This is a genomic window from Pseudomonas sp. RT6P73, assembly GCF_054897715.1.
In genome coordinates this window covers 4,386,953-4,401,774 of sequence record NZ_JBUBUV010000002.1, presented here as the reverse complement: position 1 = coordinate 4,401,774, position 14,822 = coordinate 4,386,953, and the positions used below count along the sequence as shown (strand labels likewise).

The 14,822-nt window shown below is 60.3% G+C and carries 11 protein-coding genes and 1 pseudogene; 6 read left to right on the top strand and 6 right to left on the bottom strand.

Features of this window, described 5'->3' with window-relative positions:
* Positions 1-74 precede the first annotated feature (74 nt).
* Both ACYZT6_RS20615 and ACYZT6_RS20610 read right to left on the bottom strand, forming a co-directional pair.
* On the bottom strand, positions 75-839 hold the full coding sequence (locus ACYZT6_RS20615; protein ID WP_427701491.1) for a methyl-accepting chemotaxis protein: 765 nt from the start codon (positions 837-839) through the stop codon (positions 75-77).
* Between the two features lie 93 nt (positions 840-932).
* Positions 933-1,964: pseudogene (locus tag ACYZT6_RS20610) on the bottom strand (HAMP domain-containing protein); the annotation flags it as partial.
* Positions 1,965-2,151: 187 nt separating this feature from the next.
* Between ACYZT6_RS20610 and ACYZT6_RS20605 the strand changes: the two are divergent.
* The gene (locus ACYZT6_RS20605) at positions 2,152-3,639 is read left to right on the top strand and encodes a helicase HerA-like domain-containing protein (RefSeq protein WP_462028411.1); all 1,488 of its coding nucleotides are present in this window, start codon (positions 2,152-2,154) and stop codon (positions 3,637-3,639) included.
* A 131-nt stretch (positions 3,640-3,770) separates the two neighbouring features.
* Here ACYZT6_RS20605 and ACYZT6_RS20600 read toward each other — a convergent pair whose 3' ends face one another.
* Positions 3,771-4,226, bottom strand: a complete 456-nt coding sequence (locus ACYZT6_RS20600; protein ID WP_462028410.1) for a DUF721 domain-containing protein — start codon at positions 4,224-4,226, stop codon at positions 3,771-3,773.
* Between the two features lie 307 nt (positions 4,227-4,533).
* Between ACYZT6_RS20600 and secA the strand changes: the two genes are divergently transcribed.
* The 4 genes from secA (at position 4,534) to ACYZT6_RS20580 (ending at position 10,328) form a co-directional block, all read left to right on the top strand.
* On the top strand, positions 4,534-7,269 hold the full coding sequence (gene secA / locus ACYZT6_RS20595) for a preprotein translocase subunit SecA (RefSeq protein WP_462028409.1): 2,736 nt from the start codon (positions 4,534-4,536) through the stop codon (positions 7,267-7,269).
* 122 nt (positions 7,270-7,391) lie between these two features.
* The gene (gene argJ / locus ACYZT6_RS20590) at positions 7,392-8,609 is read left to right on the top strand and encodes a bifunctional glutamate N-acetyltransferase/amino-acid acetyltransferase ArgJ (RefSeq protein ID WP_462028408.1); all 1,218 of its coding nucleotides are present in this window, start codon (positions 7,392-7,394) and stop codon (positions 8,607-8,609) included.
* Positions 8,610-8,754: 145 nt separating this feature from the next.
* Entirely contained in the window at positions 8,755-9,387 is a 633-nt protein-coding gene (locus ACYZT6_RS20585; protein WP_462028407.1) for a glutathione S-transferase family protein, read from the top strand.
* The gene (locus ACYZT6_RS20580) at positions 9,384-10,328 is read left to right on the top strand and encodes a Nudix family hydrolase (RefSeq protein ID WP_462028406.1); all 945 of its coding nucleotides are present in this window, start codon (positions 9,384-9,386) and stop codon (positions 10,326-10,328) included. The genes ACYZT6_RS20585 and ACYZT6_RS20580 overlap by 4 nt, the downstream gene beginning before the upstream one ends.
* Before the next feature lie 111 nt (positions 10,329-10,439).
* Here ACYZT6_RS20580 and ACYZT6_RS20575 read toward each other — a convergent pair whose 3' ends face one another.
* From ACYZT6_RS20575 to ACYZT6_RS20565, 3 genes are read right to left on the bottom strand one after another with little or no spacing between them, the layout of a single operon-like run.
* Positions 10,440-11,021: a cob(I)yrinic acid a,c-diamide adenosyltransferase gene (locus ACYZT6_RS20575; protein WP_462028405.1), complete on the bottom strand. Its 582-nt coding sequence runs from the start codon at positions 11,019-11,021 to the stop codon at positions 10,440-10,442.
* Positions 11,022-11,024: 3 nt separating this feature from the next.
* Entirely contained in the window at positions 11,025-13,061 is a 2,037-nt protein-coding gene (locus tag ACYZT6_RS20570; RefSeq protein ID WP_462028404.1) for a sensor histidine kinase, read from the bottom strand.
* 45 nt (positions 13,062-13,106) lie between these two features.
* On the bottom strand, positions 13,107-14,024 hold the full coding sequence (locus ACYZT6_RS20565; RefSeq protein WP_462028403.1) for a putative 2-dehydropantoate 2-reductase: 918 nt from the start codon (positions 14,022-14,024) through the stop codon (positions 13,107-13,109).
* Positions 14,025-14,163: 139 nt separating this feature from the next.
* On the opposite strand from ACYZT6_RS20565, the gene ACYZT6_RS20560 reads away from it, so the two are divergent.
* Positions 14,164-14,649, top strand: a complete 486-nt coding sequence (locus ACYZT6_RS20560; protein ID WP_054045015.1) for a YajQ family cyclic di-GMP-binding protein — start codon at positions 14,164-14,166, stop codon at positions 14,647-14,649.
* The last annotated feature ends 173 nt before the right edge of the window (positions 14,650-14,822 follow it).

Here is a 14,822-nt window from a genome sequence, read left to right as displayed (position 1 = left end):
CAAGCCTCGCTCCTACAAGGATTAGCGTTAACTTGTAGGAGCGAGGCTTGCCCGCGAAGAGGCCCAATCAGACACTAAATACGGAAACTGCCCACCAACTGCTTCAGACGCGCCGCCTGCTGCTCAAGGTCCGAGCACGCCCGCAACGTCGACTGCAAGTTCTCCACACCTTCCTGATTCAGCGTGTTGATCTCAGTGATATCCACGTTGATCGACTCGACTACGGCCGTCTGTTCCTCGGTCGCCGTCGCCACCGACTGGTTCATCCCGTCAATCTCACCGATACGCAACGTCACGCTGTTCAACCGCTCGCCCGCCAGGTTGGCGATTTCCACGCTGTCCTGGCTGTGGCGCTGGCTGTCGCTCATGGTGCTGACGGATTCACGAGCGCCGACTTGCAGCTCCTCGATCATCGTCTGCACCTGTTGCGCCGATTCCTGCGTTCGATGCGCCAGGTTACGAACTTCGTCTGCCACCACGGCAAAACCGCGTCCGGCTTCGCCGGCACGGGCCGCTTCGATGGCGGCGTTCAGTGCCAGCAGGTTGGTTTGCTGGGAGATGCTGGTGATCACTTCAAGAATTTGCCCGATGTTCACGGTTTTGCTGTTCAGCGATTCGATGTTGGTGCTCGAAGCGCTGAGCATGCTCGACAGCTGATTCATCGCTTTGATGCTGCGATCCACCACTTGCTGGCCGTCCTCTGCCAGGCTGCGGGCATCGCTGGCCTGACTGGAAGCCTGTGCGGCGTTGCGGGCGATTTCCTGGGCGGCGGCGCCGAGTTGGTTGATCGCCGCGGCGACGCTGCTGGTGCGCGAGGCTTGCTGGTCGGAGTTGAACATCGACGAATTCGACGCGGCGACCACACGCAGCGCGACTTCGTTGACCTGGCCGGTGGCCGAGGACACTTCGCGGATCGAACCGTGAATACGTTCCACGAAACGGTTGAACGCGGTACCGAGGAGGCCGAATTCGTCGTTGTTTTCAATGGTCAGGCGCTTGGTCAGGTCACCTTCGCCGTCGGCGATGTCCGCCATGGCGCGGGTCATGACGTGAAGCGGCTGAATCAGGATGCGGATCAACATACCCAGCAGCGCGATGATGATCGCCACCGCAATGACGGTCGCAACGACTGCCGAGGCGCGAAATTCGCTGAGCATCGAGAAGGCTTTGTCTTTATCGACCGACAGGCCGATGTACCAGTTAACCGATGGCAGGCCTTTGATCGGGGTGAAGGTGACGATGCGGGTCTTTCCGTCGATTTCCACTTCACTGAAGTCGTTGCTGATGCGCGGGGTATTTTTCGGGTACGCCTCGCTCAGGGACTTCATCACCAGGGCTTTGTCCGGGTGCACCAGGATCTTGCCGTCGGCGCTGACCAGGAAGGCATAGCCCATGCCGGAAAAATCCCGGGCGCTGAGGGTGTCGATCAGGGTTTGCAGGCTCAAGTCACCGCCCACCACGCCCACGCTTTGCCCGGCCTTTTTCGAGGCGGTGGCGATGGAGATGATGGTCTGGCCGGTGGCCGCATCGATATAGGGTTCGGTCAGGGTCGCCGTGCTGCTGCTTTCGGCGCCTTTGTACCAAGGGCGCACCCGTGGATCGAAGCCAGCGGGCATTTTTGCGTCCGGGCGAATCGTGAAGCTGCCGGTGGCATCGCCCAGGTAGGACGCCATGAAAGTCGACGTCAGGGCTTTCTGCTCAAGCAGACTGGCGACGTTGGCCTGTTCAGGATTGATGGCAATGTTTTGAGCGAGGTTGTCGATCAGCAGGATACGACCGGCCAGCCAGGTCTGGATGTTATTGGCGGTGACGTCTCCCATCTCATTGAGGTAATTGTCCAGGTCTTCGCGAATGGCGTTGCGCTGCAGGTAGTCGTTGTACAGTGTGAACGAGGCGAAGGCGGCAATGACGATGAGGGCGGCGGCAAGCAAAATTTTATGGCTGAAGCGCAGGTTTTTGTTCATGGCTTGGGGTTCCGCTAAGTCTTAATGTCCTGAGCGTGCTTTTATATAGGCACGCAAAATGGGCAATGTTGAAAAAAAGCTGATATTTCCATCCTCTCCTTAGGGAATTACCGACGCTATTTTCAGATTGGTCTTACAACTATTTGTATCGGCCGTGCAGGATCAAAGATTAACCATGGGTGACAAAATGCCTGACTCATCGCAACTCGTTATGGGTGCTGACCTTGCCGGCCAGCCTGTCTCTCAGGCCATGCGCCTGGCGAACCGTCACGGTCTGGTCGCGGGCGCAACCGGGACCGGTAAAACAGTAACGTTGCAGCGCCTGGCCGAAGCGTTCAGCGACGCTGGCGTGGCGGTGTTTGCGGCAGACATCAAGGGCGACCTGTGTGGCCTGGGTGCCGCCGGCAATCCTCAAGGCAAAATCGCCGAGCGGATCGCCGGGATGCCGTGGCTGAACCACAAGCCTGCGGCGTATCCGGTCACCTTGTGGGACATTCACGGTCAGTCCGGTCATCCATTGCGCACAACCTTGAGCGAAATGGGGCCGTTGCTGATTGGCAGCCTGCTGGAGTTGACCGACAGTCAGCAGTCGGCGCTGTATGCCGCATTCAAGGTGGCGGACCGCGAAGGCCTGTTGCTGCTGGACCTCAAGGATTTGAAGGCGCTGCTCAATCACCTGCGCGACAACCCCGAATTGCTGGGGGACGACGCTGCGTTGATGACCACCGGTTCCAGTCAGGCGCTGTTGCGGCGTCTGGCGACCCTGGAACAACAAGGCGCCGAAGCGCTGTTCGGCGAACCGGCGCTGCAACTCGAAGACATTCTGCAACCGACGGCCGATGGTCGTGGGCGAATTCACTTGCTGGATGCCAGTCGTCTGGTCCACGAAGCACCGAAGGTGTATGCGACGTTCTTGCTGTGGCTGCTGGCTGAGTTGTTCGAGCAACTGCCGGAGCGTGGCGATTCGGACAAACCGCTGCTGGCGTTGTTTTTCGACGAAGCGCACTTATTGTTTGCCGGCACGCCCAAGGCTTTGCAGGATCGCCTGGAGCAGGTGGTGCGGCTGATTCGTTCCAAAGGCGTGGGCGTGTATTTCGTCACGCAATCGCCGGGAGACTTGCCGGATGACGTGCTGGCTCAGCTCGGCCTGCGTATCCAGCACGGTTTGCGCGCCTTCACCGCCAAGGAGCAGAAATCCCTGCGAGCGGTGGCGGAGGGTTTTCGGCCGAATCCGGCGTTCGATGCCTTGTCGGTGCTGACTGAGCTGGGGATCGGCGAGGCGCTGGTCGGCACGTTGCAGGACAAGGGCACGCCGGAGATGGTCCAGCGTGTGTTGGTCGCCCCGCCGCAATCGCGGATCGGGCCGTTGACCGAAACCGAACGCACGATGCTGATCGCCGGGTCGCCGTTCAAGGGGCGGTATGACAAGCCGGTTGATCGGGAATCGGCTTATGAAATATTGATGGGCCGTAAAGGTCTGGCGCCGGAGCCCGACGCCGTTCCGGGTAAACCGGCGGCCGAAGAGCCAAGCTTCACCGACAAGGCTGGGGAATTCCTTGGCACGGCGGCGGGGCAGGCGCTGAAATCGGCGATGCGCCAGGCGGCCAATCAATTGGGCCGACAGCTGGTGCGCGGACTGATGGGCTCACTGCTCGGCGGCAGCAAACGCCGCTAACAATCATTGGCTGTACACATTCCCTGTAGGAGCGAGGCTTGCCCGCGAAGGCGATGTATCAGGTGGCATTGATGTAGCCTGACACACCGCCTTCGCGGGCAAGCCTCGCTCCTACAGGTGAAATATCAATTTCAGGTTTTGGGTTTGGCGTGCGCCGCAAGGCGTTCCAGCGCCGCCCGCAGGTTCGGATCGCTGATCCCGTCGGCCGTGGCCTGAATGGTTGCGCCGGCGTCCGTCGACAAACTGATGGTATGCCCCGCCGCCCCTTGCTGAACGGTGGGGGGCTGCACTTTGAACAAAATCCGCGTCAGGCTGGCGAATTCGTCGAACATCTGTAACTGGCGTTGCAGACGCTTTTGCTGATAACGCAGGCGGGTGGCCCAATGACCGTCAGTGACGATCAGCAACAAACTGCCTTCGCGCCACGAGGCCACATGGCAATGCTCGCGCGCGGCGGGCTGCAACTGGCTATCGAGCAGGCGTTGTAAATGACCCAGGCGTTGAGCGTGGCCGAAAATGGCTTTCAGCGGTTTGGCTTCGCGAAGCAGAACGGCGGGTGCTCTGGCCGTGAGAGGGCGAAATGCCATGATCAGACACCTGAAGTAACAGAGCCGCCATGGTAGCAGAAAGCACCACCTGCACCCGACCCATTGCTTTGCGAGCGCTTTACCCATTAAATCAACGAGTAACTTCTGCCGCGAATGGCTTGAAGTTGCGTAAAAAGCCCTTATTTTAAGTGAGCCCCGTTACAGCGCAGTGCATGCATCGTGGAATAACGCCACTTTCCTCACCATCGTTTCCGGGTAGAATGCTCGTTCGCATGCGGCCATGAGGGCTGCACGGGCGACTCACGGGGCCGCCCTCCATCCCTTTAGTGTGGAAGATCCTGCCGATATGTTTGCGCCTTTGTTAAAGAAACTTTTTGGAAGCAAGAACGAGCGTGAAGTCAAACGCATGCTCAAGACGGTGCAACTCGTCAATGCCTTCGAAGAGCAAATGGTGGCCCTTTCGGACGATCAATTGCGTGCCAAGACAGATGAGTTCAAGGCCCGCATCGCCAAAGGGGAAACCCTCGACAAGCTGTTGCCTGAAGCCTTTGCGGTCGCCCGCGAAGCCGGCAAGCGCGTCATGGGTATGCGCCACTTCGATGTCCAGCTGATCGGCGGCATGACCTTGCATGAAGGCCAGATCGCGGAAATGCGTACCGGTGAAGGCAAGACCCTGGTGGCAACACTGGGCGTTTACCTCAACGCACTGTCCGGCAAGGGCGTGCACGTTGTGACCGTGAACGACTACCTGGCCCGCCGTGACGCCAACTGGATGCGTCCGCTTTACGAATTCCTCGGAATGTCGGTCGGCGTGGTCACGCCGTTCCAGCCGCCGGAAGAGAAACGTCTGGCCTACGCTGCCGACATCACCTACGGCACCAACAACGAATTCGGTTTCGACTACCTGCGCGACAACATGGCGTTCAGCATGGAAGAAAAATTCCAGCGTGAACTCAATTTTGCCGTGATCGACGAAGTTGACTCCATCCTCATCGACGAAGCCCGTACCCCGCTGATCATTTCCGGTCAGGCCGAGGACAGCTCCAAGCTGTACATCGAGATCAACAAACTGATCCCGCAGCTGGAGTTGCACGTCGAAGAAGTGGAAGGCGAAGTCACCAAGGCTGGCCACTACACCGTCGACGAGAAGACCCGTCAGGTCGAACTCAACGAAGCCGGTCACCAGTTCATCGAAGACATGCTGACCCGCGTCGGCCTGCTGGCTGAAGGCGAGAGTCTGTATTCGGCGCACAACCTGGGCCTGCTGACCCACGTTTATGCCGGTCTGCGCGCTCACAAACTGTTCAACCGCAACATCGAATACATCGTGCAGGACGGTCAGGTTGTCCTGGTCGACGAACACACCGGTCGTACCATGCCGGGTCGTCGTCTGTCCGAAGGCCTGCACCAGGCCATCGAAGCCAAGGAAAACCTGAACATCCAGGCCGAAAGCCAGACCCTGGCCTCGACCACGTTCCAGAACTACTTCCGTCTGTACAACAAGCTGTCCGGCATGACCGGTACCGCGGACACCGAAGCGTTCGAATTCCACCAGATCTACGGCCTGTCGGTGATGGTTATCCCGCCGAACAAGCCGTTGGCGCGTAAAGACTACAACGACCTGGTGTTCCTGACCGCCGAAGAGAAATACGCGGCGATCATCAATGACATCAAGGAATGCATGACCCTGGGCCGTCCGGTTCTGGTGGGTACTGCAACCATCGAAACTTCCGAGCACATGTCCAATCTGCTCCAGAAGGAAGGCATCGAACACAAGGTCCTGAACGCCAAGTTCCACGAAAAAGAAGCCGAGATCATTGCCCAGGCCGGTCGCCCGGGTGCGCTGACCATCGCCACCAACATGGCCGGTCGCGGTACCGACATTCTGTTGGGCGGCAACTGGGAAGTGGAAGTCGCGACCCTGGAAAACCCGACCCCTGAGCAGATTGCCCAGATCAAGGCCGACTGGCAGAAACGTCACCAGCAAGTGCTGGAGTCGGGCGGCTTGCAGGTGATCGCTTCCGAGCGTCACGAATCGCGCCGTATCGACAACCAGCTGCGTGGTCGTGCCGGTCGTCAGGGTGACGCCGGTTCAAGCCGCTTCTACCTGTCGCTGGAAGACAGCCTGATGCGCATCTTCGCCTCTGACCGGGTGAAGAACTTCATGAAGGCCCTGGGCATGCAGTCCGGTGAAGCGATCGAGCACCGCATGGTGACCAACGCCATCGAGAAGGCTCAACGCAAGGTTGAAGGTCGTAACTTCGACATTCGTAAACAACTGCTCGAGTTCGATGACGTCAACAACGAACAGCGTAAAGTGATTTATCACATGCGTAACACGTTGCTGGCCGCCGACAACATCGGTGAAACCATCGCCGACTTCCGTCAGGACGTACTCAACGCGACCGTCAGCGCGCACATTCCACCGCAATCGCTGCCTGAGCAGTGGGACGTGGCCGGTCTGGAAGCGGCGTTGCAGAGCGACTTCGGTGTGTCGCTGCCGATCCAGAAATGGCTCGACGAAGACGATCACCTGTATGAAGAAACCCTGCGCGAGAAGCTGCTGAACGAATTGCTGGCGGCGTACAACGAGAAAGAAGAGCAGGCTAGCGCCGAAGCGCTGCGCACCTTCGAGAAGCAAATCGTTCTGCGCGTGCTCGACGACCTGTGGAAAGACCACCTGTCGACCATGGATCACCTGCGTCACGGCATCCACTTGCGTGGTTATGCACAGAAGAACCCGAAGCAAGAGTACAAGCGCGAGTCGTTCACGCTGTTCTCCGAGCTGCTGGATTCGATCAAGCGCGACTCGATCCGTGTGTTGTCGCACGTTCAGGTTCGCCGCGAAGATCCGATCGAAGAAGAGCAACGCCTGCGTCAGGAAGCCGAGGCACTGGCCGCGCGCATGCAGTTCCAGCACGACGAAGCGCCGGGTCTCGAGCAACCGCAATTGCTCGGTGAAGAGGTCGACGTAGCCCTCGCCACCGCACCGGTTCGCAACGAACAGAAGCTGGGCCGTAACGAACTGTGCTACTGCGGTTCGGGCAAGAAATTCAAGCATTGCCACGGGCAGATCCAGTAAAACCCGTTTCAACCGCTGAAATACCCGCGCCGCGACCGGCACCAGCCGTCGCGGCGTTTTGCCATTTAAACCACCGTTCTTCCTGAAAGCGGTGCTGACATCATTTATTAAGGAGCGCATTCATGGCTGTTGGTCTTGGTCCTTTGCCAACGTTGCACCCGGTTGCCGGTTTTGAACTCGGTATCGCTTCGGCCGGCATCAAGCGCCCGGGGCGCAAAGATGTCGTGGTCATGCGCTGCGCCGAAGGCTCCACGGTTGCGGGCGTGTTCACCCTGAACGCCTTTTGCGCCGCTCCGGTGATTCTGGCCAAGCAACGTGTGCAAGGCCCTGTGCGTTACCTGCTGACCAACACCGGCAATGCCAACGCTGGCACCGGCCAACCTGGCCTGGTCGCTGCCGAGCGCACGTGCGCCAAGCTGGCTGAATTGACTGGCGTTGATGCCAGCCTGGTGCTGCCGTACTCCACCGGCGTGATCGGCGAGCCGCTGCCGGTCGAGAAGATCGAAGGCGCGCTGCAGGCGGCGCTGGATGATCTGTCGGTCAACAACTGGGAAGCTGCCGCCACCGGTATCATGACCACCGACACCTTGCCCAAAGGTGCCAGCCGCCAGTTCCAGCATGACGGCGTGACCATCACCGTTACCGGCATCAGCAAAGGCGCGGGCATGATCCGCCCGAACATGGCGACCATGCTCGGCTACATCGCCACCGACGCCAAAGTCTCCCGCGACGTGCTGCAAAACCTGCTGCTGGATGGCGCGAACAAGTCGTTCAACCGCATCACCATCGACGGCGACACTTCGACCAACGACTGCTGCATGCTGATCGCCACCGGTCAGGCTGCGCTGCCGGAAATCACCTCCGCGAGCGGTGAATTGTTCGCCAAGCTGAAACAAGCCGTGTTCGAAGTGTGCATGGACGTGGCCCAGGCCATCGTGCGTGACGGCGAAGGCGCGACCAAGTTCGTGACTGTCGAAGTCAACGGCGGCGGCAATCACCAGGAATGCCTGGATGTCGGCTATACCGTGGCGCACTCGCCGCTGATCAAGACCGCACTGTTCGCGTCCGACCCGAACTGGGGCCGCATCCTCGCCGCCGTCGGCCGTGCCGGCGTGCCGAACCTGGACGTGAGCAAGATCGACGTGTTCCTCGGCGACGTGTGCATCGCCAGCCGTGGCGCTCGCGCCGCGACGTACACCGAAGCCCAGGGCGCGGCGGTGATGCAGCAGGAAGAGATCACCATCCGTATCGAACTGGGTCGCGGCGATTGCAGCGAAACCATCTGGACCACCGACCTGTCCCACGAATACGTGAAGATCAACGCCGAATACCGCACGTAAGATAGATCGCCTTCGCGGGCAAGCCTCGCTCCTACAGATCACACCACCTGTAGGAGCGAGCGATGCGGCGATCCGACTTGCCCGCGAAGACTGCCGACCAGACACTGAAGATCTGGCCTGCTTCCCTTCTCAAAAGGTCCCGAACATGAGCCTCCACCTGATCATCGGCGACAAACTGCTTTCCTCCTGGTCCCTGCGTGGCGCTCTGGCCCTTGACCTCACCGGCGCCCATTACACCGAAGAACTGATCAAGCTGAATCAGCCGGACACCCGTGAACGTCTGCTCAAGCACTCGCCGACCGGCAAAGTCCCGCTGCTGAAAACCGAACACGGCACCATCGCCGACTCCCTGGCGATTGCCGAATACCTGGTCGAACGATTCCCCGACGCCGGTCTCTGGCCCAAAGACACCGCCGCCCGTGCCCAGGCACGTTCGGCCTGTGCGCAAATGCACGCCGGGTTCTTTGCCATGCGCGGCAACATGCCGTTCGATCTGAGCCGCGATGCACCGCTGTCGCCGACGCCCCCTGACGTGCAGGCGGAAATCGAACGCATGCTCGCGTTGTGGGCAGAATGCCGTGCGGTCGCGACTGAGTCCGGGCCATTCCTGTTTGGCCGCGCGACCCTCGCCGATGCCTTCTTCGCACCGATTGCCGTGCGCCTGCGCACTTATCAGGTGAAGTTGCCGGCAGTGGACGAAGCCTACGTCGAAACCCTCTACCAATGGCCGTCGTTCAAGGCCTGGCAGAAGGCAGGTCTGGAGGAGATCGGGCAGTGAAACGAGTACACGTAGCCGCCGCTGTTATCCGTGACAACAGTGGCAAGATCCTTATCGCACGCCGTGCCGACACCCAGCATCAGGGCGGCCTGTGGGAATTCCCCGGGGGCAAGGTCGAGGACGACGAATCCGTCGAAACTGCCCTGGCTCGCGAGCTTGAGGAAGAACTGGGCATTGTGGTCAGCGCCGCGCGACCGTTGATCAAAGTCCGCCACGATTACCCGGACAAGCAAGTGTTGCTGGACGTTTGGGAAGTCTCGGCCTTTACCGGCGAACCCCACGGTGCCGAAGGCCAGCCTTTGGAATGGGTGGCTCAGCGCGATCTGCTGAACTACGAATTCCCGGCAGCCAACCAGCCGATCGTTGCGGCTGCACGGTTGCCTGGCGAATACCTGATTACCCCGGAAGACCTGGAAACCCCGGCACTGCTACGCGGTATCCAGAAAGCCATCGCTGGCGGCATCAAGTTGATCCAGCTGCGCGCGCCCAACGGCTACGATCCGAAATACCGGGATCTGGCGGTGGATGCGGCAGGGCTGTGTGCCGGCAAGGCGCAGTTGATGATTAAGGGGCCGTTCGAGTGGCTGGGCGACTTCCCATCCGCAGGCTGGCACATCACGTCGGCGCAGTTGCGTAAATACGCGGCAGCGGGCCGACCGTTACCGGCGTCGCGCTGGTTGGCGGCGTCTTGCCACAACGCTGAAGAGCTGGCGCTGGCCGAGCAGATGGGGGTGGATTTTGTGACCTTGTCGCCGGTGCAGCCGACGCTGACTCATCCGGATGCGCTGCCGTTGGGTTGGGAGCAGGCTGCGGCCCTGATCGAGGGCTTTAGCAAGCCGGTGTTCTTGCTCGGTGGTGTTGGCCCGGCGGAACAGCAGAAGGCCTGGGAGGCGGGAGCTCAAGGTGTGGCGGGGATTCGGGCGTTTTGGCCTGAGGCTTGATTTTGCGGTGAGGCTGCCGGCCTCTTCGCGGGCAAGCCTCGCTCCTACATTGGATCGCGGTGATTCCGTAGGAGCGAGGCTTGCCCGCGAAGGCGTCCTCGAATCTGCCGATTATTCCTGAGGTTTAGCCGCCGGCTGCCACAAAATCTCCGCAATCCCCTGGCGCTTGGCAATCACTCTCGCCACCACAAACAACAAATCCGACAACCGATTGATATACGCCAACCCAACCCCGGCCAACGGTTCAATCGCGTTCAAATGCTGACACCGCCGCTCCGCGCTGCGCGCCAGGCTTCTGCACACATGGGCTTGCGCAATCAGCGCTGAACCGCCCGGCAGAATGAAATTCTCCAGCGGCCCCAGCTCTTCATTCCATACGTCGATCGCCGATTCCAGGCGTTCGATTTCCGCAGCATTCAGCGCTTGATACACCGGCATCGCCAACTCGCCACCCAGATCGAACAACCGATGCTGGCAGGGCGCCAAAACCTCAATCACCTCGTTCAAACCCGGATACGCAGCACTTTCTGCCGCCAACCCGGCCAACAGCACGCCTACCTGGCTGTTCAGCGTGTCGACTTCGCCAATGGCTTCGATCCGCGGGTGGTCCTTGGGCACGCGGCGGCCATCGCCGAGTCCGGTTTCGCCTTTGTCGCCGGTGCGGGTGTAAATCTTCGACAAGCGAAAGCCCATGGGTTACCTCGATAGCTGATTGAGTTCTTGAGAGATGACGGGGCTGCCCGCCAGCGGCAGGCGCAAGGTGAAGCAGGTGCCTTGGCCGGGTGTGGATTGCACCTCCATCTGTCCCTTGTGGTTATTGGTGATGATGAAGTACGAGACTGACAAGCCAAGGCCCGTGCCCTGACCGATTTCCTTGGTGGTGAAAAACGGCTCGAAGGTGCGTTTGCGCACGTTCTCGCTCATGCCGATGCCGTTGTCCTCGACCTGGATTTCGGCCCACGGCGGGTTCAGCCGGGTGCGCAGAATGATGCGCCCGGGTTCGCGGTCGTCTTCACGTTGGTGAATAGCCTGGGCGGCGTTTTTCAGCAGGTTGAGCAGCACTTGTTCCAGTTCGTTTGCCGTGCCGGGCACCGGGCCCAGTGCCGGGTCGAACTGACGGATGATCGCCTGGCCCTTGAAGTCGAAACCGATGGCCAGGTCGAAGTCGTTGCCGGCGATTTCCACCGCTTGATCGATCAGCGCCGGCAGGTCGCACGGGGCCATTTGCCGAGTGCTGCGGCGGCTGAAACTGAGCATGTGGGTGACAATTTTCGCCGCCCGGGCGCCAGCCTGCTGAATGCCATCAAGCAGTTGCGGTACTTCGCGTGCTTGCAGGTATCTGTTGACCGTTTCCAGGGAAATGCCGGCTTGCTCGGCCTGTTCGAGGTTCTTCGGCAGATCAGGCGACAGGCGTCGTCGAATGTTCTGCACGTTGTGCAGGATCGCGCCCAACGGGTTGTTGATTTCGTGGGCCATGCCGGCGGCGAGGCCCCCGACCGAGAGCATTTTTTCCGACTGCACCATCATTTCTTCCAGCGACAGGCGCTGGGTGATGTCGTCGATCCGGATCACCACACCGCGCCCGGCGCCGCCCATCAGTGGGTAGAAGGTCAGGGCGTAGTGCTTGGGTTCATCGTCCTTGAACCAGGTGACGCGCTCGATCTTGGCCACCGTGTGCTGCTCGACGGTTTGCTTGAGCTGCGGCAGAAACGGTTTCAGCGGCTCGAAGGCGAGGAAGATCGGCTGGTTCAAGGCTTCGTCCAGACGCGTGCCGGACAGGGCGCTGGCTTCCTGATTCCACTGAGTCACGTAGAGCTGCTCGTCGAGGGCAATCAGCGCCGACGGCATGGAGTCGATGATGCTGTTGAGGTAGTTCTGGAAACCGGTGAGTTTCTTCTCGATCTTGCTGCGCACCTGGACTTCGAGTTCCAGTTTGCGATTGGTGTGGCGGGTTTCTTCGGCCAGGCCTTGCGCCTGATCGTAAGCGGCCTGGGAGTCATCGCGGGCACGTTTGAGCTGCTGCTCCCGGGCTTCGATCCGCGAAAGCATGGTGTTGAAGGCCTCGGCGAGGCTGCCGATTTCGTCGTGGTTGCCACGGGAGGCGCGCAGGGCGTAGTTCTCTTCGCGGGTCACTTGCCGGGACAACTCTTCGAGCTGGTGGATCGGCCGGGTAATCAGGCGTTTGATCTGCCGGGCAATCACCAGCCACAACAGCACGCTGAAGATCAGAATGCCCAGGCTGGCGGTCAGGGTCCCGGTGTAGAACGCCACCGGCAATTCGCTGCTGGCCACCAACAACAAATGCCCCGGTGCGGTGCCGGGGCGGGGCAGGGTGATCACCTGGTTGCTGCGAAACTCGGTGGCCTGCCAGGATTCGATGTGCCGATAGCGATCCGGCAGGTGCAGCTTTTCGCCGTGCTGCAATTGCGCCAGGCGCTCACCTTTCCCGTCATACAGGGCTGCCGCCCGCAGCGGTGAATAACTGTTGAGTTCGTTGAGCAGGCGTTCGGCGCTTTGCTTCGACGTCAAGGCGTCGGCCACCAGGCTCGGGTTGGACACCAGGCGGCCGATGGTCTGCAAGGCCTGGGGCGCCATGCTTTCCTGGGAGATGTAATACGCGGCGCTGATAAAGGTCAGGTTGGCGACCAGCAGGATGGTGATCAACAGCACGAGCAGGGCGGCCAGCAGTTTCTGGCCGACGGGAAGGTTTTCGAGACGCTGGCGCAATGGCATCAGGTTCATCGCTGAAAAGGAACAAGTGGCCAGCGTAGCCGCTGCTCAGTCGCTGGGCAATCCAAGGCTGTGCAGATGGGCGATCAACCGCGACTCAAGCTGATTGAGATGGGGCAGGTTCAGCCGGTGACGCGAGGCCGTTTTGCAGACATAGCCCAGCAGGTAGCTGATTTCGGTTCGGCGCTGACTCGCGACGTCCTGGTGCATCGAGGAGTAATTGGCCGCCGTGGCATGGATCACCCGTTCGACCTCCTGTTGCAGGTCCTCGGCCGCTGCCGGTTGCCCGCATCGTTCCAGCAAGTCGGTCAGTTCGCCACAGAGGGTGGCGACTTCGCAATGGTGTTCCTGCAACCCACCGTTGCGGCAATCGTGCAGCACCGTCAGCGGATTGATCGCACAGTTGAGTGCCAGTTTTCGCCACAATCTTGTCAGGATCTCGGTGCTCCACTCGTGAGGAATACCGGCGGCAGACAAGTCGTCCAGCCAGATCGGCGCCACCGGATGACCGGCATCCCCCAGCCAGGTGTAGCCGTGACCGGCGAATACCACACGCCAGTCGCCATCACGAAACGCGCCTTCGGTGCTGGAGGCGAATACGCAACGCGCCTGGGGAACCTGCGCGGCGACGGCGTCCTGACTGCCCAGACCGTTTTGCAACAGGATCAGCTCGGCATCAGGCGTCAGGCGCGGCGCCAGTTGGGCAACGGCCTTCTCGGCATCGTAGGCTTTGCAGGCCACCAGCAGACGATGGATCGGCTCGCTGCTGTGCGGTGTTTCACCGGGGATCTCATAGGTGTTGGCTACGCCGTGCTCGACCAGCGTCAACCCGCCAGCCGCCTGATATGCCTGCAAACGTTGCTCATCGCGCACGATCAACCGGACCGGCACGCCGGCCCGCGCCAGGCGGGTGGCCCACAACGTGCCGAGGCTGCCGGCGCCCAATACATGCCAAGTGGTGGACATCAACTTTTTGCTCGGTTTGGCGCAGGCATGTGAGGCTCGCAGTATCGGTTGGAAAAGACCCGTTATAATGAGCCCGATTTTAACCGCAAGCCAAGCGTGCTCCATCGCTATCGAGCGCGCCTTTTATTGGAGAGATTACATGCCGTCGTTCGACGTGGTATCCGAACTGGACAAACACGAAGTCACCAACGCGGTCGAGAACGCCGTCAAGGAACTCGATCGCCGTTATGACCTGAAAGGCAAGGGTACCTTTGAATTCAAGGAAAAGGACCTGACCGTCAACCTGACCGCCGAAGCTGACTTCCAGCTGGAAGCGATGATCGAGATCCTCAAGCTCTCCCTGGTCAAACGCAAGATCGACGTGCAGTGCCTTGAGGTCAAGGACGCCTACGCGTCGGGCAAGCTGATGAAACAGGAAGCGGTCCTCAAGGAAGGCATCGACAAAGAGCTGGCGAAGAAAATCGTCGCTCACGTCAAGGACGCCAAGCTCAAGGTCCAGGCTTCCATTCAGGGCGAGCAAGTGCGCATCACTGGCAAGAAGCGCGACGATTTGCAGGAAGCCATCGCGGCCCTGCGCGCCAAGACCTTTGATATGCCGCTGCAGTTCAACAACTTCCGCGACTGACCTTACAGGTGTGGAACCTGTGGGAGCGAGCTTGCTCGCGATAAGGCCGTATCAGTCGACATTACCGTTGAATGACACACCGCTATCGCGAGCAAGCTCGCTCCCACCTCGATTGTGCCTAACCCGGCGGGTCTTTTCTGCCGCTTATTTTTTCGCGTGCCGGATGGCCGGAA

Bases quoted from the DNA above. Each gene is read 5' to 3' on its own strand.
- ACYZT6_RS20615 (WP_427701491.1), bottom strand. From the start codon at position 839: ATGTTCAACTCCGACCAGCAAGCCTCGCGCACCAGCAGCGTCGCCGCG.
- ACYZT6_RS20575 (WP_462028405.1), bottom strand. From the start codon at position 11,021: ATGGGCTTTCGCTTGTCGAAGATTTACACCCGCACCGGCGACAAAGGC.
- ACYZT6_RS20565 (WP_462028403.1), bottom strand. From the start codon at position 14,024: ATGTCCACCACTTGGCATGTATTGGGCGCCGGCAGCCTCGGCACGTTG.
- ACYZT6_RS20600 (WP_462028410.1), bottom strand. From the start codon at position 4,226: ATGGCATTTCGCCCTCTCACGGCCAGAGCACCCGCCGTTCTGCTTCGC.
- ACYZT6_RS20605 (WP_462028411.1), top strand. From the start codon at position 2,152: ATGCCTGACTCATCGCAACTCGTTATGGGTGCTGACCTTGCCGGCCAG.
- ACYZT6_RS20570 (WP_462028404.1), bottom strand. From the start codon at position 13,061: ATGCCATTGCGCCAGCGTCTCGAAAACCTTCCCGTCGGCCAGAAACTG.
- secA (WP_462028409.1), top strand. From the start codon at position 4,534: ATGTTTGCGCCTTTGTTAAAGAAACTTTTTGGAAGCAAGAACGAGCGT.
- argJ (WP_462028408.1), top strand. From the start codon at position 7,392: ATGGCTGTTGGTCTTGGTCCTTTGCCAACGTTGCACCCGGTTGCCGGT.
- ACYZT6_RS20560 (WP_054045015.1), top strand. From the start codon at position 14,164: ATGCCGTCGTTCGACGTGGTATCCGAACTGGACAAACACGAAGTCACC.
- ACYZT6_RS20585 (WP_462028407.1), top strand. From the start codon at position 8,755: ATGAGCCTCCACCTGATCATCGGCGACAAACTGCTTTCCTCCTGGTCC.